Genomic DNA, 18,990 nt, shown 5'->3' with positions numbered 1-18,990 from the left:
ATGAGCCAGGCGGCACAGAACCTGAACTGGTTGATCACCAACTTCGTGGACAACACCCCGGGGGTGTCCCACACGGTGGTGGTCTCCGCCGACGGACTCCTTCTGGCGATGTCCGAAGGCTTCCCCCGTGACCGCGCCGACCAGCTCGCCGCCGTCGCCTCCGGTCTGACCTCGCTGACCGCCGGTGCCTCGCGCATCTTCGAGGGCGGCAGCGTCAACCAGACGGTTGTGGAGATGGAGCGGGGATTCCTCTTCATCATGTCCATCTCGGACGGATCGTCCCTCGCCGTCCTGGCCCACCCGGAAGCGGACATCGGCCTCATCGGGTACGAGATGGCCCTGCTGGTGGACCGCGCGGGCACGGTCCTCACCCCGGATCTCCGCGCGGAGCTCCAGGGCAGCCTTCTCAACTAGTAATCGGACGGTGCGTATTCGCGTCTCGGGGCCTTAAGGTTTCGGGACGCGGCTCCACACGGATGGGTGCCCGACGCAGTCGGAGGAGGAGAAAGTGGCAACACCCCCAGGAGGTTCGCCCTCGGGCAATTGGTCGTACGGCCCTGCCCAGGGCCACGGCGACGGCTCGGCGAACCCGTACGACTTTTCCTCCGCCCCCCACCACCGGCAGCCGTACGCCCCGCAGGGACCCGGCCCCTCGCCGTACGGCCGGCCGCAGGGGCCCGGCCCCTCGCCGTACGACCAGCCGCCGGCCCCGCGCATCCAGCCGGTCCAGCCGCAGCGCCGCCCCGAGCCGGCGCCCGCGGCGAACAACCCCCTGGTGCGTCCGTACGCCATGACCGGCGGCCGGACCCGCCCGCGCTACCAGCTCGCCATCGAGGCGCTGGTGCACACCACCGCTGCTCCGCACCAGATGCAGGGCCAGCTGCCCGAGCATCAGCGGATCTGCAATCTCTGCCGGGAGATCAAGTCGGTGGCCGAGGTCTCGGCCCTGCTCACGATCCCCCTCGGCGTGGCCAGGATCCTCGTCGCCGACTTGGCGGAGGCGGGCCTGGTCGCCATCCATCAGCCCGGCGGCGACGAGAACGCCGGTGGCCAGCCAGACGTGACACTGCTCGAAAGGGTGCTCAGTGGACTTCGCAAGCTCTAGCGGAGGGCCGGTTTCTCAGAGTCGCTCCACCACCTCCGCGAAGATCGTGGTGGCGGGCGGCTTCGGCGTGGGCAAGACCACGTTCGTCGGCGCCGTCTCGGAGATCAACCCGCTGCGCACAGAGGCCGTCATGACGTCCGCTTCGGCCGGCATCGACGACCTCACCCACACCGGAGACAAGACCACCACCACGGTGGCCATGGACTTCGGCCGCATCACCCTGGACCAGGACCTCATCCTGTACCTCTTCGGTACGCCGGGTCAGGACCGCTTCTGGTTCATGTGGGACGACCTCGTCCGCGGCGCCATCGGCGCGGTGGTCCTCGTCGACACCCGGAGGCTCGCCGACTGCTTCCCGGCTGTCGACTACTTCGAGAACAGCGGGCTGCCCTTCGTCATCGCCCTCAACGGCTTCGACGGGAATCAGCCCTACAGCCCGGACGAGGTGCGCGAGGCGCTGCAGATCGGTCCGGACACCCCGATCATCACCACCGACGCCCGGCACCGGGCCGACGCCAAGTCCACGCTCATCACGCTCGTGGAGCACGCGTTGATGGCTCGTCTGCGGTAAGCGAGGTTCGCGGCTCCCAGGGGCTGCCCGTCACGGCCGTACGCCGTCCACGGGCAGCCCTTTGCCGTTCGCGCGGTTCCCCGCGCCGCTTCGGGCGCGCAGAGAAGTGGGGCCCCTCCGGAGAGGGGCCCCACTTCCATGTCTTCTTCGTCTTCTTCTTCGCTCAGCCGTGCCAGCTGTGCGGGGCGCGGAAGCCGGGCTCGCGCTCCAGGCGGCGCCAGCCGGCCTTGGGGTGCGCGCGGTGGTGGGCCGGCTCGGGGCGGGCCGCGGCGCGGGCGAGCAGGACGGCCGTGATGGCGGCGACCTCCTCGGGCTCGGCGTGGCCCTTCTCGACGCGGATGTCGGCAGTGCTCATGGGTGTCAGTCTCCGTAAGAGAGAGGGCCGCTCGGTTACTGCGGGGGGTTGCCGTGCTTGCGGGACGGGAGGTCGGCGTGCTTGGTCTGCAGCATCGCCAGCGACTTCACCAGCACCTCGCGGGTCCCGGCCGGGTCGATGACGTCGTCGACCAGGCCGCGCTCGGCGGCGTAGTACGGGTGCATCAGCTCGGACTTGTACTCCTTGACCATGCGGGCCCGCATGGCCTCGGGGTCCTCGGCCTCGGCGATCTGGCGGCGGAAGATGACGTTGGCCGCGCCCTCCGCGCCCATCACCGCGATCTCGTTCGTGGGCCAGGCGTAGGTGAGGTCGGCGCCGATCGACTGGGAGTCCATGACGATGTAGGCACCTCCGTACGCCTTGCGCAGGATCAGCGAAATCCTCGGCACGGTGGCGTTGCAGTAGGCGTACAGCAGCTTCGCACCGTGCCGGATGATGCCGCCGTGCTCCTGGTCGACACCGGGGAGGAATCCGGGGACGTCCAGGAAGGTCACGATCGGAACATTGAAAGCGTCACACATCTGGACAAAGCGTGCAGCTTTTTCACTCGCTTCGATGTCCAGTACGCCGGCGAGGACCTGCGGCTGGTTCGCGATGATGCCGACCACCTGGCCGTCGAGGCGGGCCAGGGCGCAGATGATGTTGCGGGCCCAGCGCTCGTGGACCTCCAGGTACTCGCCGTCGTCGACGAGTTCCTCGATGACCTTCGTCATGTCGTACGGCCGGTTGCCGTCGGCCGGGACCAGGTCGAGCAGGATGTCCGAGCGGCGGTCGACCGGGTCGGAGCACTCCACGCGCGGCGGGTTCTCGCGGTTGTTCTGCGGCAGCAGCGAGAGGAGGTAGCGCACCTCGGCGATGCAGGTCTCCTCGTCGTCGTACGCGAAGTGGCAGACACCGGAGGTCTCGGCGTGCACGTCCGCGCCGCCCAGCCCGTTCTGGGTGATCTCCTCGCCGGTGACCGCCTTGACCACGTCCGGGCCGGTGATGAACATCTGCGAGGTCTCGCGGACCATGAAGACGAAGTCCGTGAGGGCCGGCGAGTACGCCGCGCCGCCCGCGCAGGGGCCCAGCATCACGGAGATCTGCGGGATGACGCCCGACGCCTTCGTGTTGCGCTGGAAGATGCCGCCGTATCCGGCGAGCGCGCTGACGCCTTCCTGGATGCGGGCGCCCGCGCCGTCGTTCAGGGAGACCAGGGGGGCGCCGGCCGCGATGGCCATGTCCATGATCTTGTGGATCTTGGTGGCGTGGGCCTCACCGAGGGCGCCGCCGAAGATCCGGAAGTCGTGCGCGTAGACGAAGACGGTACGGCCCTCGACCGTGCCCCAGCCGGTGATCACACCGTCGGTGTACGGCTTCTTCGCCTCCAGGCCGAATCCGGTCGCCCGGTGCCGGCGCAACTGCTCGACCTCCTGGAAGGAATCCGGGTCCAGGAGCAGCTCGATCCGCTCCCGCGCCGTCAGCTTGCCCTTGGCGTGCTGCGCCTTGGTCGCCTTCTCGCTGGGGCCGGCCACGGCCTGCGCACGGATGTCGTGCAGTTCGGCGACCCGTCCGCGCGCGTCCGTCGGCTCGCCGGTCGGCTCACCCGTCGTCTCTTCCAAAACGGTCATGTAGCGACCTTACGAAGGACACCAAGGAAAGCGAGCCGTCGACTCCGTACAGTCTCCGGCCCGTTTTCCTGGTGCGAGTGAACAGAACCACGGCGTAGTGCAGCCGTTCCGACTGCTCAGAGGCGGCTTGCGTTGTGGGAATACGACAAGGACACCACCGGCAGACCATCCCGCATTCGTGGGAACGCGCATGCCATCCGTGGAGTGACGCCACCCCCCGGACGGCCCTCGGCCGCGACCGCCGACCCCCACGCTATGCGCTTCTCCCGGCGGGTGCGCGCAGTGACTTTGAGTCATCGACACGCCACGCACCGGATGATGTTGAAACCCGAACCGAATGGGTCTACCGTCGGAGTCGTCGGATTCGTTGAACGTTAAACAGAATGGCTCCCAGGAGGACGTCATGGGCATCTTCGGCCGCAAGGACAGCACGACCGCCACCGCCGCGCAGAGCGCCGGCCCCGACCTGACCGCGCTGACCGGCGACTACACCATCGACCCCGCGCACAGCACGATCGGGTTCGTGGCCCGGCACGCGATGGTCACCAATGTGCGGGGCACCTTCCAGGACTTCACCGGCACCCTCCACCTGGACGGTCAGGATCCGGCCAAGTCCACCGCCGCCCTCGACATCGCGATGGCGAGCATCGACACCGGCAACGCCGACCGCGACGGCCACCTGAAGTCGGCCGACTTCTTCAAGATCGACGAGTTCCCGGCGATGACCTTCCGCTCCACCGAGGCGCAGGCCCTGGGCGGCGACGACTACCGCATCACCGGCGACCTCTCGCTGCTCGGCGTCACCCGGCCGATCACCATCGACCTGGAGTTCAACGGGCTCGCCAGGGACCCCTTCGGCAACGAGCGCGCCGGCTTCGAGGGCAAGGCCGAGCTGCTGCGCTCCGAGTGGGGCCTGACGTGGAACGCCGCGCTGGAGACGGGTGGCGTGCTCATCTCCGACAAGATCAAGCTGAACTTCGACATCTCCGCGATCAAGAACGCGTGAGCGTCGCCTGCTTCATCAGCGTTGCGTATCAGTTCCGGACGCGTTGACCGGGAAGAGAGCCTCGCAGTCGGCTCTTTGATAAGCGTCTCCGTACGATATCGCGCATGGACGATCACCTCGCCGACGCCGCCGCTCTCCGCCGCGCCGTCGTCCGGGTCAACCGGCGGCTGCGGCAGGAGCGCGGGGAGGGGGGCCTGAGCCCCAACCAGCTCGCGGTGCTGGGGTATCTGCACGCGCACGGCCCGGCCACACCGGGGCGGATCGCGGCGCAGGAGCGGCAGCGGCCGCAGTCGCTGACGCGGGTGTTCGCGGACCTGGAGGCCGAGGGGCTGATCGCGCGGGAACCGGACGCGGGCGACCGCCGGCAGTCCGTGCTGACCCTGACCGGACCGGGGCGGCGGGCACTGGAGCGGGACATGGCCGAGCGGGACATCTGGCTCGCCGCGGCCCTGAGCACGCTCGGCGACACGGAGCGGGGGGTGCTGGGGCTGGCGGCGGCGCTGCTGGAACGGGTGGGGTCGATGGAGATACCGGGCACGGAGCCCTGACCGCCCCCGGCCACTCCCCTTACGGGTACGCCTCAGTTGCCGAAGCCGCCCCCGAAGTCGCCCCCGTCTCCCCCGCCGAAACCGCCGCCGTCGCCGAAGCCGCCGTCCCCGAATCCGCCGCCGAAGTCGCCGGGGTCGAAATCGGTGCCGGAGACGTCGCCGCCCTGGTAGTCGGCGCCGCCGAAGTCGCCGTACCCGGCGCCGTAGTCGGCGGCGTACGAGGGCGTGGACATCATGCTGCCGAGCAGGGTGCCGAAGAGGAGACCGGGGAGGATGCCGCCGCCGAAGTAACCGCCGGCCCAGGGGCCGTAGGCGGGCCCGGCGTCCCAGTAGGGGCGGCGGCCGTACTCCGTGTCGACCTCGCGGACCACGGGATCGCGGCCGTCGGCGAGGCGGGTGGCGTCGGCGGCGCAGACCGGGACCTCGCGCGGGGCGCCGCCGGGCGGGGTCCAGGCGGCGTCGGCGACCGAGGGGCCGTGCCGGGGGTCGAAGAAGCAGGGCGGCCGGCGCTCGGGCAGCGGGCGGCCCTCACGGCGCGCGGCAAGCCGGGCGAGACAGAAGCGGCCGTCCGCCAGCGCCTCGGTGACCGGCCGGACGTCCTCCGGCCTGCCCGCCTCGGCCATCCGCTGCTTCGCGGTCTCGTAGGCGTCCAGGGCGCGCTCGTAGTCGGCGCGCATCGCGTCGTCGGCGCCGGGGTCGGCCGGGTGGAAGTCGAGGCGGTCCAGCTCCTCGCCGAACGCGGTGATGTCCTCGTCCACCACCACCCGGAGCCGGTCGAGCGCGGCCCGCTGCTCCCGCTCGCGCCGCCGCCGGTTCCGCCGTACCAGCGTGTACGCGCCCGCCGCGCCCGCCACCAGCACCGCGGCGACCGCGATCAGCCCCGCGCCGGAGCCCTCCCCGCTGCCCGCGGCGCCCCAGCTGCGGGGCGCGCGGCCGCCCATGTGGGCGAGGGCGCGGTCGGTGAAGTCGGTCAGCTGGGCCTTGGCGTCCTCGCCGTGGACGCTGTTCACCAGGTTCTGCCGGGCGGTCGGCGACATCACGGAGGCGTCGGCGCGGGCGTCGAAGCGGTCGCCGAGGCGGATGCCGTACAGGCCGGTGATGCCGGTGGCGGCGCGCAGGTCGGAGAAGAGGCTCGTCATGGGATAACCGGCCGGGAGGACCGCGATGAACAGCGGTTTGTTCGCGTCCTTGATCCGTTTCGCCAGCGCGTCGGCGTCCGCGCGGGAGAGCTGGCCGGAGGCCGCCGGGTCGACGTAGACCGGGCCGGAGCGCAGCGCGCGGGCGATGGCGGAGACGCTGGTGTCCGCGCTCGCTCCGGGGGCGAGACCGGTCGCCAGGACCAGGGCGAGCGCGGCGAGCAGCAGGGCGGTCAGGCTTCGGGTCCGCGGGACTGCCTTCATGTCTCGACGCTACCCGAAGCCTCCCGCAAGGGGTGGTTCAGGACGGACCGGTCAGGCCGCCCGGTACGCCTGCGCCAGCTTCTGCAGCGCCTGCCCGTAGTGGCCGGTCAGCAGCAGGTGGTCCGCGTCCGCGAAGGGCTTCGCCACGGCCGCCGTCATCCGGGACCCCACCTTCTGCTGGACCAGCAGCCGGGCCTGGTCGACCAGTTCCCGTCCGGTGCGTCCGTCACCGTGCCGCTGTGCCGTCGCCGCCCGCGCGGCCAGCGACCTCAGGGTGTCCGCGCCGCCGTGCGGGACGGCGGTGCGGGTGGTCAGGCCCCACCCGTAGGGGAACTGGGGGTCGTACGACGCGTCGCCCACGTTGATCGGGAGCTGGGACTCGGACTTCGGCCAGGTGACCGGGAGCTGTCCGGTGAAGGGGCGGGCGCCGTAGAGGACGTCGGCGACGCCCTCGCCCTCGGTGCCGGGCAGCCAGGAGGCCACCAGGGAGTCGATCTCGCCGAGCCGGTCGCCGATCAGCTGGGGCCGGCCGGAGACGATCAGCACCACGCACTTCATGGCGCCGCAGACCTTGTCCACCGCCGCCTGGTCGGCCGCCGTGAGGGACAGCGAGTGACCGTTGCCGACGTCGCCGACGCCCTCGGCGTAGGGGGTCTCGCCGACGACGACCACGCCCACGTCGTATCCGGCGGTCGGGGCGGAGGCGTCCTTGGAGTAGGTGACGTTCCCGCCGGCCTCGCGCATGCCCTGGAGGATGGTGGTGCCGGGGACGGTGCCGCCGGAGGCGCCCTGCCAGGTGAGGGTCCAGCCGCCGCTCTGGTTGCCGATGTCGTCGGCGTTGGACCCGGCGACGTACACCTTCTCGCGCTTGTCCAGCGGCAGCAGCCCGCCGCTGTTCTTCAGCAGCACCTGTGATTCGGCGGCCGCCTGGCGGGCCACGGCGCGGTGGGCCGGGGAGCCGATGGCGGCGGCGCCGCTGGTGTCGGCGTACGGGTGCTCGAACAGGCCCAGCTCGAACTTGCGGGTGAGGATGCGGGAGACGGCGTCGTCGATCCGCGCCACGGGGACCCGGCCCGCCTTCACCTCGTCGATCAGGGTGGAGCTGAAGTCCTTGTAGGTGTACGGCACCATCATCATGTCGACGCCCGCGTTCACGGCCGTGCGGACGTGGTTCGCGTAGTCGCCGGGGAGCTGGTCGATGGCGTTCCAGTCGCTGATCACGAAGCCGTCGAAGCCCAGCTTCCCCTTCAGCTCGCCGTTGATCATGTCACCGCGGGCGTGCATCCGGACCGCGCCCTTGCCGTCGCCGGTGATGTCGAGGGAGGAGTACGAGGGCATCACGGTGCCGATCCCCCGCTTCACCGCGCTCCGGTACGGCGCCAGGTGGATGTCCTCCAACTGCTGCCGGGTGACGGTGGTGACGCCCTGGTCGATGGTGTACGTGCCGGTGGTGGAGGAGCCGTAGGCGGTGCCGCCGTCGCCGACGAAGTGCTTGGCAGTGGCGAGGACCTTGTCGCCACGGCTCAACTGGCTGCCGTCCGCGCGCCCTTGGAGGCCCTGGATCACCGTCTCCATGGACTGCACCAGCGCCGGGTCCTCGCCGAAGGACTCGTAGGAGCGGCCCCAGCGTTCGTCGCGGCTCACGCACAGGCAGGGTGCGAAGTCCCAGGGGACGCCGGTCGCGCGCACCTCGGCGGCGGTCACCGCGCCGGTCCGCTCGGCGAGTCCGGGGTCCCTGGTGGCGCCGATGCCGATGTTGTGCGGCATGACGGTCGCGCCGTACAGGTTGTTGTGGCCGTGCACCGCGTCCACGCCGTAGATCAGCGGGATCTGGAACCGCGTTGCCTGCGCCTGGAGTTGGAAGCCGTCGATCATCTGCGCCCAGCCCTCGGCGGTGTTGGGCGTGGGCGTGGAACCGCCGCCGGACAGCAGCGAGCCGAGGCCGTACGAGGCGATGTCGCCCGGCGTGGTGAGTCCCGCGCGTTCGGCCTGGGTCATCTGCCCGGCCTTCTCGGCGAGCGACATCCGGGACAGCAGATCGGCGACCCGTTTCTTCACCGGCAGCTTCGGGTTCAGGTACGGCAGTCCGTGCGCGTCGATGACGACCTGCGGGGCCTCGGCGGGGGCCTTGGCGCCGTCGGCGGTGAGCTTGAGGGGGATGGTCTCGGCGGGCTCGGCGGCCCTGTCCTTGCGGGTGGGCACCTCGATGGTCCGGGTGGTGCCGGAGGGGGTGCCCGCGGGGAAGGTGAGGGTGCCGGAGACCGGGGTGTAGTCCCGGCCGGCGGTGGCGGTGCCGCCGCCGGTGGCGTAGGTGACGGTCACCGGGTCGTCCACGGGCTTCGCGCCCGTGGTCGCGAGGGTGACCCGCACCCTGGCGGTGCCGCCCCCGGTCACCGGGTAGACGGTCGCGTCGGTGCTGACGGAGGCGTGCAGCGCCTGATCGGCCTCGCCGTACAACTCCACGTCGTCCATGGCGAATTCGCCCTTGAGGCCGACGGGGAGGGTGACCGCGTACCCCCACATCCGGGTGAGGCCGAGGACGTGGTCGATGCCGCCGACGGGCTGGTAGTCGGTGCGGTACGTGAAGTCGGCGAACGGGATCTGGATCTGCTTCCAGCCGGTGAAGTCGTCGGTGAAGGACGTCGTCCACAGCTCGGACGCCTCGCCGGTGGCGCCGCCGTCCTTGATCTCGAAGGCGATCTTCTTGCCGTTGTCGTGCCCCTCCCACCAGAAACGGATGCCCTGGTGGGCCGACCAGTCGTGGGCGGGCTGGTCCGCTGCGAAGTCATGGGTGAAGCCGCCGTAGCCGCTGATGTCGTAGGTGCCGGCGAGCACCTTGGCGCCCTCGGGGGCGTCGGCGCGGTCGGCGAGGCGCAGTGTGGGCGGGTCGTCGCTGTCGCCGCCCCAGGTGAAGATGCCGTCCGCGGGCTGGGAGGCGAAGGGCACCTCGCCCTCGAAGCGGTCCACGGGCACCGGCGGGGGATCTCCGGCGGCGTGCGCCGCGGCGGACAGGGGCAGCAGGGCGGCGAGCAGGGCTCCGGGGACGAGCAGGGCGGTTCTTGGCCTTGGCATGGACCTTCCCTTGGCTCTCATGGTTCACTCATGGCTTAGCTCACGGCGTGAGTTAACTGACGGCTCCCCAACTCGTCAAGACCGTGCGTCAGTTGCTCCGCTCCGCTCCAATCCGCTCTGTCGACCCGAGAGGAAGGGCGACGCACCATGAGGAGATCCCCCCGCGCACTCCGGCTGCTGCTGGCCGGGCTGCTCTCCGCCGCCGGATTCACCGCGGCCACGCTCCCCGCGCATGCCGCCGGTGAGCAGGTCACCGCGTGGCTGACCACCACCGACGACTCCGCGGGCCGCCATGTCGTACGCGGCCTCGAAGCGCAGGCGCCGTTCGCCTTCCAGTCCGGGACGGGCGGTGGCGGCACCCAGATCACCGTGGACGAGAACACCCGGTACCAGACCTTCACCGGCGCCGGCGCCTCGTTCACCGACACCGCGGCCTGGCTGCTGAACAGCAGCGGCGCGCTGTCGCAGGCGACACGGGACGCGACGATGCGCAAGCTGTTCTCGCCGACGGACGGCATCGGCCTGTCGTTCCTGCGCAACCCGATGGGCGCCTCGGACCTCGCCCGCTACGGCTACACGTACGACGACGTGCCGTCCGGGCAGACCGACCCCGGCCTGAGCAAGTTCTCCATCGCGCACGACCTCGCGGACGTCGCGCCGCTCACCAGGCAGGCGCTCCAGTTGAACCCCGCGCTGACCGTGATGGCCTCCCCCTGGACCGCCCCGGCCTGGATGAAGGACAGCGGCTCGCTCAACGGGGGCTGGCTGAAGGCGGAGGACTACGGCGCCTACGCGTCGTACTTCGTCAAGTACCTCCAGGCGTACCAGGACCAGGGCGTCCACGTCTCGTACGTGACCCCGCAGAACGAGCCGACCTGCTGCTCCGGCTACCCGTCGATGAGCTGGAACGCGAGCGGTCTGGCCTACTTCCTCAAGAACGACCTGCTGCCGCAGCTCCAGTCGGCGGGTCTGAGCACCAAGGTCCTGGCACACGACTGGAATTGGGACACGTACGACTCCTATGCCGCGCAGTCCGTGGACGACCCCGCGATCCGGGAGCATCCCAACTTCGGCGGCATCGCCTGGCACGGCTACGGCGGCGACGTCTCCGAACAGACGGCGATCCACGACAAGTACCCCTCGCTGGACGCCTTCGCCACCGAGCACTCCGGGGGCACCTGGATCGCCGACCAGCAGCACGAGGACATGTCGAACATCATCGACTACACCCGCAACTGGGCGAAGTCGGTGACCAAGTGGTCGCTGGCCGTGGACCAGAACATGGGCCCGCACAACGGCGGTTGCGGCACCTGTACCGGACTGGCCACCGTGCACAACGGGGACAGCAGAAGCGGGAGCGTGGACTACACCGTCGAGTACTACGACATGGGCCAGCTGACCAAGTTCGTACGGCCCGGCGCGCAGCGGATCGCCTCCACGGCGTCCACCACGGTGCCCAACGTGGCCTGGCGCAACCCGGACGGCAGCAAGGCGCTGATCGCCTACAACGGCTCCGCCTCCGCCCAGACCGTCACCATCGACTGGGGTTCGCAGCACGCCACTTACTCGCTGCCCGGCAAGACCTCCGCGACCTTCACCTGGTCCGGCACCCAGTCCGGCACCGGCGCCGCGAGCGGGGCGTTCGTGGGGCTGGCCGGCAAGTGCCTGGACGTGGCGGGCGGGTCGAGCGCCAACGGTACGGCCGTACAGCTCTACGACTGCAACGGCAGCGCCGCGCAGCAGTGGACGGTGTCGGCCGACGGCTCGGTGCGGGCGCTCGGCAAGTGCCTGGACGTCACCTCGGGCTCGACGGCCGACGGGGCGAAGGTGCAGCTCTACGACTGCAACGGGAGCGGCGCCCAGCAGTGGTCGTACAACGCCGCGACGCATGACGTGGTGAACCTCGCCGCGGACAAGTGCCTGGACGTCACCGACGACTCCTCCGCCAACGGGGCCCGCGCGCAGATCTGGTCCTGCACGGGGGCGGCCAACCAGAAATGGCAGCTGCGGTGACGAGCGGCGGGCCGGTGGCTGGGGGACGATGAGGGGCAACGGCCGCGTCGACCTGGAGCCACCATGACCACACCGCAGGACCTGTTCCTCGTCAGCGTGGACGTCCCCGGCGCGCGCCCCGTCGAGCAGGGCGATCTGTCGCTGGCCCTCGCGGGGGCCGAGCTGATCGACCTGCTCGGGGTGCGCGCGCTCACCCTGGACGGGGAGCGCATCGTGCCGGGTCCGGCGCCGGCCACCGGTGACCGGATGCTGGACGAGGCGGGCGCGGCGCTGGTGCGCGAGGAGCCTTACGAGACGGTCGAGGACTGGCTGTGGCGGCGCGGGCGGGGGCTGGCCGCGGCGTATCACGACGCGCTGGACACCGAGGGGCAGCTCACCGGGGAACGCCGGCGCTGGCTGCCCCGGCTCGGCGGGGAGGCCCCGCACCCCGACACCCCGGCCCGCCGCCGCGCCGCCGACCGCTGGTGGTCCGGCGAGCCGGTCCTGACCGCGCTCGCCGTCCCGCTGGGCATCGGCGAGGACCGCGCGGACGGCAACGAGAACGCCGACGACGCGGTGCTCACCGTGCTGGCCGCCGTCGGCGACGCGATCACCGAACTGACCGCGGTCCGCGAACGCCGCCGCATCGAGAACGCCGCCTTCGACAACATCTGGCGGGCACCGTGAGGGCAGGGAGCGGACCGACGGCGACCAGGTGACGGGGACCGGCACCCTGAGCCCCGTGGGCCCCCAGCCCCTCCGTCAACACCGCCGAGAGGGCGGCCCAGACCCGCCGGGCGCCCTCGGACCCGCCGGGGAGAAGGCTCGCCCAGCCCCGCCGGGGGGCGGCGGCCCAGCCCCTCCGGGAAAAGCGGTCCAGGTCTGCCGGGAAGGGAACGTCAGATCCGCCGGGGGGCGCCCGCCCAGCCCTTCCGGGGACGGCACCTCAGCCCCGCCGGGAGCACGGCCCACCCGCCGGGAAGGGCGCCCGCAGGTACGCCAGGGAAGAGACCCTCAGATCGGCCGGGGGGGACCCACCCAGCCCCACCGGGGACGGCCGCTCAGGCCCGCCGGGAGGAAGGCCCAGGTCTGCCGGGAAGGGAACGTCAGATTCGCCGGGGGGGCTCCCGCCCGGCCCTCCGGGGACGGCGCCCCAGGCCCGCCGGGAGATCGGCTCAGATCCGCTGGGGATAAGGGCAGCCCAGCCCGTCCGAGAACGGCGGCGCAGATCCGGCGGGAGCGCGGCCATCTTCCGGGGACAAGGCCCGCCACCCCCCCCCAGGGACGGCGCCCCAGGCCCGCCGGGGCGCCGTCGGCCCAGTTCAGCCCTGCCGGGGAGCGCGCCTCGGCACCGCTGGGGAGGGCGGCGCAGGTCCGCCGGTCCCACCGTGCCGGGGTAGGGGTCTCGCGTCCCGTCAGGGCAGGGCGGGCCGGGCGCCTCACGTCACCCTGGGGGCCCCGCCCCCTGAGCCCCGCAGGGGCGGGGCCTGGGCGGGCCGTACCGGAGGCCGGGGAGGCGGACATCGCGAGCCCAGTGGAGCGTTACGCCGGTTGGACGCCCGCGCGGAGGAGGCCGTAGGTATAGGCGTCCTCCAGGGCCTGCCAGGAGGCGGCGATGACGTTTTCCGCGACGCCCACCGTGGACCACTCGCCGGTGCCGTCGGAGGTGGAGATGAGGACGCGGGTGGTGGAGGACGTACCGTGGCGGCCCTCCAGGATGCGGACGCGGTAGTCGACCAGTTCCAGGCCCGCGAGCTGGGGGTAGATCTTCTCCAGGGCGACCCGCAGCGCGCGGTCGAGCGCGTGGACCGGGCCGTTGCCCTCGGCGGTGGCCACGATGCGCTCACTCTTGGCCCACAGCTTGACCGTGGCCTCGTTGGCGTGTGTGCCGTCGGGCCGGTCCTCGGCGATCGCCCGCCAGGACTCGACGTCGAAGTACTTCAGCGCCCTGCCCTCGGCCTCGCCGCGCAGCAGCAGTTCGAAGGAGGCGTCCGCGGCCTCGTACGTGTAGCCCTTGAGCTCGCGCTCCTTGACCCGAGCCACCACCCGCCCGATCAGCTCGCGGTCGCCGCCGAGGTCGACGCCGAGTTCCTTGCCCTTCAGCTCGACGGAGGCGCGGCCCGCCATGTCGGAGACCAGCATCCGCATGGTGTTGCCGACCAGCGCCGGGTCGATGTGCTGGTACAGATCCGGGTCGACCTTGATCGCGGAGGCATGCAGCCCGGCCTTGTGCGCGAACGCGGACACGCCCACGTACGGCTGGTGGGTGGAGGGCGTGAGGTTGACGACCTCGGCGATGGCGTGCGAGATCCGGGTCATCTCCCGCAACCGCCCCTCGGGCAGCACCTTCTTGCCGTACTTCAGCTCCAGCGCCGCCACCACCGGGAACAGGTTCGCGTTGCCGACCCGCTCGCCGTACCCGTTGGCCGTGCACTGCACATGCGTGGCGCCGCCGTCGACCGCCGCCAGCGTGTTGGCGACCGCGCACCCGGTGTCGTCCTGGGCGTGGATGCCGAGCCGGGCACCGGTGTCGGCGAGCACGGTCGCGACGACCGCGTGCACCTGCGCGGGCAGCATGCCGCCGTTCGTGTCACACAGCACCACCACATCGGCCCCGGCCTCGGACGCGGCGCGCACGACGGCCTTGGCGTACTCGGGGTTCGCCCGGTAGCCGTCGAAGAAGTGCTCGCAGTCCACGAACACCCGGCGCCCCTGCTCGCACAGGTAGGACACGGTGTCGCGGACCATCTCCAGGTTCTCGTCCAGCGTGGTGCGCAGCGCCATCTCGACGTGCCGGTCGTGTGCCTTGGCGACCAGCGTGATCACCGGGGCGCCGGACTCCAGCAGCGCCCTGACCTGCGGGTCGTCGGCGGCCTTGGCCCCGGCGCGGCGGGTGGCGCCGAAGGCGACCAGCCGGGCGTTGCGGAACTCGATCTCGTTCTGGGCGCGGGCGAAGAACTCGGTGTCGCGGGGGTTGGCGCCGGGCCAGCCGCCCTCGATGAAGCCGACGCCGAAGTCGTCCAGGTGCCGGGCGATGGCGAGCTTGTCCGCGACGGTGAGGTTGATGCCCTCACGCTGCGCACCGTCGCGCAGCGTCGTGTCGAAGACGTGGAACGAGTCGTCGAGCTCGCTGGTTGCCGTCTCGGTCATGGTCTCAAGGCTCCTGTTGTGGATCTTCGGTCTTACCGGAATGACCGGCTCCACCGTCCCCCCAATACTCCCCCGCGCTCGATTCACGGCTGAAGGTGGGCCGTAAAACGAAAAAACCCCTCGCGGATGCGAGAGGTCTGCGCGCGGGTCGAGGACGAACGATGGCCACCCGCACCTGGTCGTACGAGATGGTCACTGCGGACCGGCGCGCCTGTTGCCGATAATCGTGGCGAACGTAAGCACGGGGGAAGTCTGGCACAGCACCGCCCCCGGCTCACCGTCCGTCTCAGGATGCGGTCGTCACACGGGACTCCCCCACTCCGCCGGCCCCCCGGACGCCGGTCAGGTCCCGGTCCTTCGTCTCCCGCATCGTGACGTACACGATCAGAGATACGGCCGCGCATCCCGCCACGTACCAGAAGAAACCGGACTCGATCCCGGCCTTCTTGAACCACAGGGCGATGTATTCGGCGGTCCCGCCGAAGAGGGCGTTGGCGAGGGCGTACGGGAGGGCGACGCCCAAGGAGCGGACACTCGTGGGGAACAGCTCGGCCTTCACACAGGCGTTGATCGAGGTGTAGCCGGTGACGATCACCAGGGCGAGCAGACTGAGGCCGAGGGCGGGCCAGTAGCCGCCGGTGTGCTTGAGCAGGGTCATGATCGGCACCGTCAGGACGGTGGAGCCGACCGCGAAGGTGATCAGCAGGGGCCGGCGCCCGATCCGGTCGGACAGGGCGCCGGCGAGCGGCTGGATCCCGGCGAAGACGATCAGCGCGGTGAAGGAGACGAGGGTCGCGGTGTCCTTGGACAGGCCCGCCGAGTTGGAGAGGTACTTGGTCAGATAGGTGGTGTACGTGTAGTACGCGACCGTGCCGCCCATGGTGAGCGCGATGACGAGGAACGCCTCGCGCCGGTGCCGCCACAGGGCGCGCAGGGTGCCGCGCTCCTCGGCGGCCGAGGCGTCCTCGTCGTAGACCTCGCTCTCCAGCATGTTGCGGCGCAGATAGAAGACGACGGCGGCACCGAGGGCGCCGACGACGAAGGGGATGCGCCAGCCGTAGCCGTGCAGGGCGGAGTCGGACATGGTGCGCTGGAGGACGATCTGGAGGCCGAGTCCGATGATCTGACCGACGGTCATGGACACGTACTGGAAGCTGGAGGCGAAGCCGCGCCGCCTCGGGTCGGTGGCCTCGGTGAGGTAGGTGGCGCTGGCCGCGTACTCACCGCCCACCGACAGGCCCTGGAGCAGCCGGGCGACGAGCAGCACGAGGGCGCCGCCGTACCCGGCGACCGCGTACGTGGGCGCGACGGCGATCAGCACCGCCGAGGCCGACATCAGTGTGACGGTCAGCGTCAGCGCCGCCTTGCGGCCCCTGCGGTCGCCGACCCGCCCGAGCAGCCAGCCGCCGACGGGCCGCATGAAGAACCCGACGGCGAAGATCCCGGCGGTGTTCATCAGCTGCGCGGTGGGGTTCCCACTCGGGAAGAACGCCCCGGCGAAATAGGTGGCGAAGCTGGCGTACACGAACCAGTCGAACCACTCGACCATGTTCCCCGCCGAGCCGACCCAGATCTTCTTCCAGTGTTGGATTCCCATGCCCCCTTACCTGCCCGACTCCGCGACGCCGGATGCGCCCCGGAGGCAGGCGGGGAACGCGCGCCCGCCGCACCGCCGACGCGTTCACGGCGACGGGGCGGCAAGTCCCTCCTCGATGAACTCCCTCACGTGCTGGATCACTTGCTCCCGGCGCACTCCGCGCAGGCCGATCGCCACGTGGATCGAGAAGCCGTCGAGCAGCGCGCGCGTGCGGGTGGCGAAGCGGTCCGCGTCCACGGTGCGGAACTCTCCCCGCGAGATGCCCTCGGCGATCAGCGCGACGAGGTCCCGGTGCCAGGCGCCCTCGATCGCGGCCTGGCGGGCGCGTGCGTCGTCGTCGGCGTTCTGGGAGCGGTTCCAGACCTCCAGCCACAGGCTCCAGTGGGGATCGCGGTGGCCGTCGGGCACGTACAGGTCGACGTAGGCCGCCAGCCGCTCGCGCGCCGAGCCCTCGCCCGCGAGCAGCCGGCCGCGCGCCGCACCGAGCCGGCCCTCGCTCCACTCCAGGGTCTGGAGCAGCAGTTCGTCCTTGGAGCGGAAGTAGTAGAGCAGATGCCCGCTGCTCATCCCGACCGCACGGCCGAGCGCCGCCATGGTGAGCTTCTCCAGACCGCGTTCGGCGATCATGCCCATGGCCGCGGCGAGCAGCTCCTCGCGGGGCGGGGCGGGGGTGCGCCGGCGCGGCGCGGCGCCCTCGCTCATGCGGACACCGTCCGTGCGGCGAGGGGACGGCGGGCGGGCGACGCGGGCAGCGGCCGGACCGGCTCGGGGAGACGGTGCCCGCGGCCCGTACAGACCAGGACGTTCACCCGTATGTTCTACCCGACCCGGAAGCCCGGCGGCCGCCGGGACGCCGGTTCCCCGACGCCCGCGGGCGGCCGCCCCTGCGTCCAGACCGCACGGACGGCCATCCGGGCGAACCGCCAGCCGTCGCCCGTCCGCGTGAGGTCCGCCTCGAAGACGCCGCCGACCTGGAACAGCGTGGCGTCGTGGTGGACATGGACCATCAGGGCGTTCCAGGTGGCCCGCGCCGTGGTGCCGGTCACCTCGGCGAGGACGCCGGAGGCGAGGTGCTGCGTACGGTCGTACCGCCCGAGCGCCTCCTCGGTCGCCCGGACGGCCGCCGCGCCCTGGGACGTCCCGAGCGGGGTCTCCATCCGGGCGTCCGGGGTGAGGAAGCCGTCCGCCCAGCCGGGCGTGAACTCCCGCGCGTCCAGCGCCCGGAAATACCGGTCCACCAGGGCGGCGATCTCCGTCTGATCCGTCTGCGCGCTCATGTCCGTGGTCATGCGCTCAGCCTCCGACCTGAACCGGACTTGAGGTCAAGAGCGGCCGCTGCACGCGGCGACATGCCCTTGGATGTCAGTGCCGCCACCAGTGCCTGTGCACGGCTTGCGGACGTAGTCCGTGTTTGAACGGATCGGCCGCCTTCCACGCCTCCTCGCCCCTGGCCGCCCGGTGCGCGGCCGTCAGCGGAGGTCGGCCCGGCGAGCGGCGCTCTGGGGCTGCTGCTGGGTGATGCAGTGGATGCCGCCCCCGGCCGCGAAGATCTGCCGGGCGTCCACGAGGGTGACCGTGCGGTCGGGGAAGAGGCGGCGGAAGATGGCGGCGGCGGTCTCGTCGCGGGGGTCGTCGAAGGCGCACAGGACGACGCCGTCGTTGCACAGGTAGTGGTTGATGTAGGAGTAGTCGGCCCAGTGGCCGTCCGCCTCCAGGACGGTCGGCGCGGGGACCTCCACGACCTCCAGGGGGCGGCCCTGCGCGTCGGTCGAGGACGTGAGGAGGCCGATGATCTCCTTGGTGACCTCGTGGTCGGGGTGGGCCGGGTCCGGCTGGTGGTGGGCGAGGACGACGCCGGGGCGGGCGAAGGCGGCGACGATGTCGACGTGGCCCAGGGTGCCGAAGCCGTACGGCGGATAGTCGGCGGTCAGGCCGCGCGGCAGCCAGATCGCCTTGCTGGTGCCGAGGTGGGCGTGGATCTCCGCCTCGACCTGCTCCTTCGTCCAGTGCGGGTTGCGCTCGGGGCCGAGCTGCACGGTCTCGGTGAGCAGCACCGTGCCCTCACCGTCGACATGGATGCCGCCGCCCTCGTTGACCAGCGTCGAGGCGTACGTCCGCGCGCCCGCGAGGTCGGCCACGTACGCGCCGGCCTTCGCGTCGTACTCCCAGCGGGCCCAGTCCTGGGCGCCCCACCCGTTGAACGTCCAGTCCACGGCGGCCAGTCGGCCCTGGCCGTCGGTGACGAAGGTGGGGCCGATGTCGCGCATCCAGGCGTCGTCCAGCTCGCGCTCCACGAGGTCGATGTCCGGCCCGAGCAGTTCCCGCGCCTGCGCCGAGGCACCGGGTCCGCAGACCACGGTCACCGGTTCGAAGCGGCGGACGGCGCGGGCCACCGCGGCCCAGGCGCGCCGGGAGGCGGCGAGGTCCTCGGCGTCCTCGAAGGTGGGGTTGGGGCCCGGCCACGCCATCCAGGTGCGCTCGTGCGGGGTCCACTCGGCGGGCATGCGGAAGCCGTCGGCGGCGGGGGTGCTCATCTGGGGGTCCGTTCCAAGGTCGCGGGGTG

At 71.5% G+C, this 18,990-nt stretch carries 16 protein-coding genes; 7 read left to right on the top strand and 9 right to left on the bottom strand.

Annotated features, from left to right (window positions below; all coding sequences use genetic code 11):
* From ACZ7EC_RS28450 to ACZ7EC_RS28440, 3 genes are all read left to right on the top strand, one after another.
* Complete coding sequence (locus ACZ7EC_RS28450; protein WP_004983065.1) at positions 1-414, top strand: roadblock/LC7 domain-containing protein; 414 nt, start codon at positions 1-3, stop codon at positions 412-414.
* 94 nt (positions 415-508) lie between these two features.
* Positions 509-1,105: a DUF742 domain-containing protein gene (locus tag ACZ7EC_RS28445; protein ID WP_471067014.1), complete on the top strand. Its 597-nt coding sequence runs from the start codon at positions 509-511 to the stop codon at positions 1,103-1,105.
* Complete coding sequence (locus ACZ7EC_RS28440; protein ID WP_070022337.1) at positions 1,086-1,676, top strand: GTP-binding protein; 591 nt, start codon at positions 1,086-1,088, stop codon at positions 1,674-1,676. The genes ACZ7EC_RS28445 and ACZ7EC_RS28440 overlap by 20 nt, the downstream gene beginning before the upstream one ends.
* Positions 1,677-1,839: 163 nt before the next feature.
* On the opposite strand, the gene ACZ7EC_RS28435 is transcribed toward ACZ7EC_RS28440, so the two are convergent.
* Both ACZ7EC_RS28435 and ACZ7EC_RS28430 read right to left on the bottom strand, forming a co-directional pair.
* Positions 1,840-2,031, bottom strand: coding sequence for an acyl-CoA carboxylase subunit epsilon (locus ACZ7EC_RS28435; RefSeq protein ID WP_471067013.1), 192 nt, complete (start codon positions 2,029-2,031; stop codon positions 1,840-1,842).
* A 35-nt stretch (positions 2,032-2,066) separates the two neighbouring features.
* A complete protein-coding gene (locus tag ACZ7EC_RS28430) occupies positions 2,067-3,662 on the bottom strand; it encodes an acyl-CoA carboxylase subunit beta (RefSeq protein ID WP_471067011.1) in 1,596 nt (531 codons plus the stop codon).
* A 403-nt stretch (positions 3,663-4,065) separates the two neighbouring features.
* Here ACZ7EC_RS28430 and ACZ7EC_RS28425 point away from each other — a divergent pair, with 403 nt between their 5' ends.
* Both ACZ7EC_RS28425 and ACZ7EC_RS28420 read left to right on the top strand, forming a co-directional pair.
* Positions 4,066-4,668: a YceI family protein gene (locus ACZ7EC_RS28425; protein WP_471067009.1), complete on the top strand. Its 603-nt coding sequence runs from the start codon at positions 4,066-4,068 to the stop codon at positions 4,666-4,668.
* Between the two features lie 104 nt (positions 4,669-4,772).
* Positions 4,773-5,216 carry a MarR family winged helix-turn-helix transcriptional regulator gene (locus tag ACZ7EC_RS28420; protein ID WP_471067007.1) on the top strand — a complete coding sequence of 148 codons (444 nt, stop codon included), beginning with the start codon at positions 4,773-4,775 and terminating at the stop codon, positions 5,214-5,216.
* Positions 5,217-5,248: 32 nt separating this feature from the next.
* Here the strand turns inward: ACZ7EC_RS28420 and ACZ7EC_RS28415 are convergent, their stop codons facing one another.
* Together ACZ7EC_RS28415 and ACZ7EC_RS28410 are read right to left on the bottom strand one after the other, a co-directional pair.
* On the bottom strand, positions 5,249-6,616 hold the full coding sequence (locus ACZ7EC_RS28415) for a hypothetical protein (protein ID WP_471067005.1): 1,368 nt from the start codon (positions 6,614-6,616) through the stop codon (positions 5,249-5,251).
* 51 nt (positions 6,617-6,667) lie between these two features.
* The gene (locus tag ACZ7EC_RS28410) at positions 6,668-9,688 is read right to left on the bottom strand and encodes a glycoside hydrolase family 3 protein (RefSeq protein ID WP_471067003.1); all 3,021 of its coding nucleotides are present in this window, start codon (positions 9,686-9,688) and stop codon (positions 6,668-6,670) included.
* A gap of 147 nt (positions 9,689-9,835) precedes the next feature.
* Here ACZ7EC_RS28410 and ACZ7EC_RS28405 point away from each other — a divergent pair, with 147 nt between their 5' ends.
* Both ACZ7EC_RS28405 and ACZ7EC_RS28400 read left to right on the top strand, forming a co-directional pair.
* The gene (locus tag ACZ7EC_RS28405; RefSeq protein WP_471067001.1) at positions 9,836-11,701 is read left to right on the top strand and encodes a lectin; all 1,866 of its coding nucleotides are present in this window, start codon (positions 9,836-9,838) and stop codon (positions 11,699-11,701) included.
* A gap of 63 nt (positions 11,702-11,764) precedes the next feature.
* Positions 11,765-12,367, top strand: a complete 603-nt coding sequence (locus ACZ7EC_RS28400; RefSeq protein ID WP_471067000.1) for a GOLPH3/VPS74 family protein — start codon at positions 11,765-11,767, stop codon at positions 12,365-12,367.
* Positions 12,368-13,222: 855 nt separating this feature from the next.
* Here the strand turns inward: ACZ7EC_RS28400 and cimA are convergent.
* The 5 genes from cimA to ACZ7EC_RS28375 all read right to left on the bottom strand — a co-directional run bounded on the left by cimA (position 13,223) and on the right by ACZ7EC_RS28375 (position 18,961).
* Entirely contained in the window at positions 13,223-14,830 is a 1,608-nt protein-coding gene (cimA, locus tag ACZ7EC_RS28395) for a citramalate synthase (protein WP_471066998.1), read from the bottom strand.
* A gap of 286 nt (positions 14,831-15,116) precedes the next feature.
* Positions 15,117-16,427: an MFS transporter gene (locus ACZ7EC_RS28390; RefSeq protein ID WP_471066996.1), complete on the bottom strand. Its 1,311-nt coding sequence runs from the start codon at positions 16,425-16,427 to the stop codon at positions 15,117-15,119.
* Positions 16,428-16,511: 84 nt separating this feature from the next.
* Complete coding sequence (locus tag ACZ7EC_RS28385) at positions 16,512-17,129, bottom strand: TetR/AcrR family transcriptional regulator (RefSeq protein WP_471066994.1); 618 nt, start codon at positions 17,127-17,129, stop codon at positions 16,512-16,514.
* Between the two features lie 116 nt (positions 17,130-17,245).
* On the bottom strand, positions 17,246-17,716 hold the full coding sequence (locus ACZ7EC_RS28380) for a nuclear transport factor 2 family protein (RefSeq protein WP_471066992.1): 471 nt from the start codon (positions 17,714-17,716) through the stop codon (positions 17,246-17,248).
* A gap of 180 nt (positions 17,717-17,896) precedes the next feature.
* Positions 17,897-18,961, bottom strand: a complete 1,065-nt coding sequence (locus ACZ7EC_RS28375) for an agmatine deiminase family protein (protein ID WP_471066991.1) — start codon at positions 18,959-18,961, stop codon at positions 17,897-17,899.
* Positions 18,962-18,990 lie beyond the last annotated feature (29 nt).

The organism is Streptomyces sp. NPDC037203 (assembly GCF_055605065.1).
The sequence above is the reverse complement of the archived record's forward strand: the minus strand, read 5'-3'. Positions and strand labels throughout refer to the sequence as shown.

What these genes read in the sequence shown, in the direction of transcription:
- ACZ7EC_RS28415 (WP_471067005.1), bottom strand. Translation starts at nt 6,616, where the DNA reads ATGAAGGCAGTCCCGCGGACCCGAAGCCTGACCGCCCTGCTGCTCGCC.
- ACZ7EC_RS28435 (WP_471067013.1), bottom strand. Translation starts at nt 2,031, where the DNA reads ATGAGCACTGCCGACATCCGCGTCGAGAAGGGCCACGCCGAGCCCGAG.
- cimA (WP_471066998.1), bottom strand. Translation starts at nt 14,830, where the DNA reads ATGACCGAGACGGCAACCAGCGAGCTCGACGACTCGTTCCACGTCTTC.
- ACZ7EC_RS28380 (WP_471066992.1), bottom strand. Translation starts at nt 17,716, where the DNA reads ATGACCACGGACATGAGCGCGCAGACGGATCAGACGGAGATCGCCGCC.
- ACZ7EC_RS28450 (WP_004983065.1), top strand. Translation starts at nt 1, where the DNA reads ATGAGCCAGGCGGCACAGAACCTGAACTGGTTGATCACCAACTTCGTG.
- ACZ7EC_RS28410 (WP_471067003.1), bottom strand. Translation starts at nt 9,688, where the DNA reads ATGCCAAGGCCAAGAACCGCCCTGCTCGTCCCCGGAGCCCTGCTCGCC.
- ACZ7EC_RS28390 (WP_471066996.1), bottom strand. Translation starts at nt 16,427, where the DNA reads ATGGGAATCCAACACTGGAAGAAGATCTGGGTCGGCTCGGCGGGGAAC.
- ACZ7EC_RS28400 (WP_471067000.1), top strand. Translation starts at nt 11,765, where the DNA reads ATGACCACACCGCAGGACCTGTTCCTCGTCAGCGTGGACGTCCCCGGC.
- ACZ7EC_RS28375 (WP_471066991.1), bottom strand. Translation starts at nt 18,961, where the DNA reads ATGAGCACCCCCGCCGCCGACGGCTTCCGCATGCCCGCCGAGTGGACC.
- ACZ7EC_RS28425 (WP_471067009.1), top strand. Translation starts at nt 4,066, where the DNA reads ATGGGCATCTTCGGCCGCAAGGACAGCACGACCGCCACCGCCGCGCAG.
- ACZ7EC_RS28385 (WP_471066994.1), bottom strand. Translation starts at nt 17,129, where the DNA reads ATGAGCGAGGGCGCCGCGCCGCGCCGGCGCACCCCCGCCCCGCCCCGC.
- ACZ7EC_RS28420 (WP_471067007.1), top strand. Translation starts at nt 4,773, where the DNA reads ATGGACGATCACCTCGCCGACGCCGCCGCTCTCCGCCGCGCCGTCGTC.
- ACZ7EC_RS28430 (WP_471067011.1), bottom strand. Translation starts at nt 3,662, where the DNA reads ATGACCGTTTTGGAAGAGACGACGGGTGAGCCGACCGGCGAGCCGACG.
- ACZ7EC_RS28405 (WP_471067001.1), top strand. Translation starts at nt 9,836, where the DNA reads ATGAGGAGATCCCCCCGCGCACTCCGGCTGCTGCTGGCCGGGCTGCTC.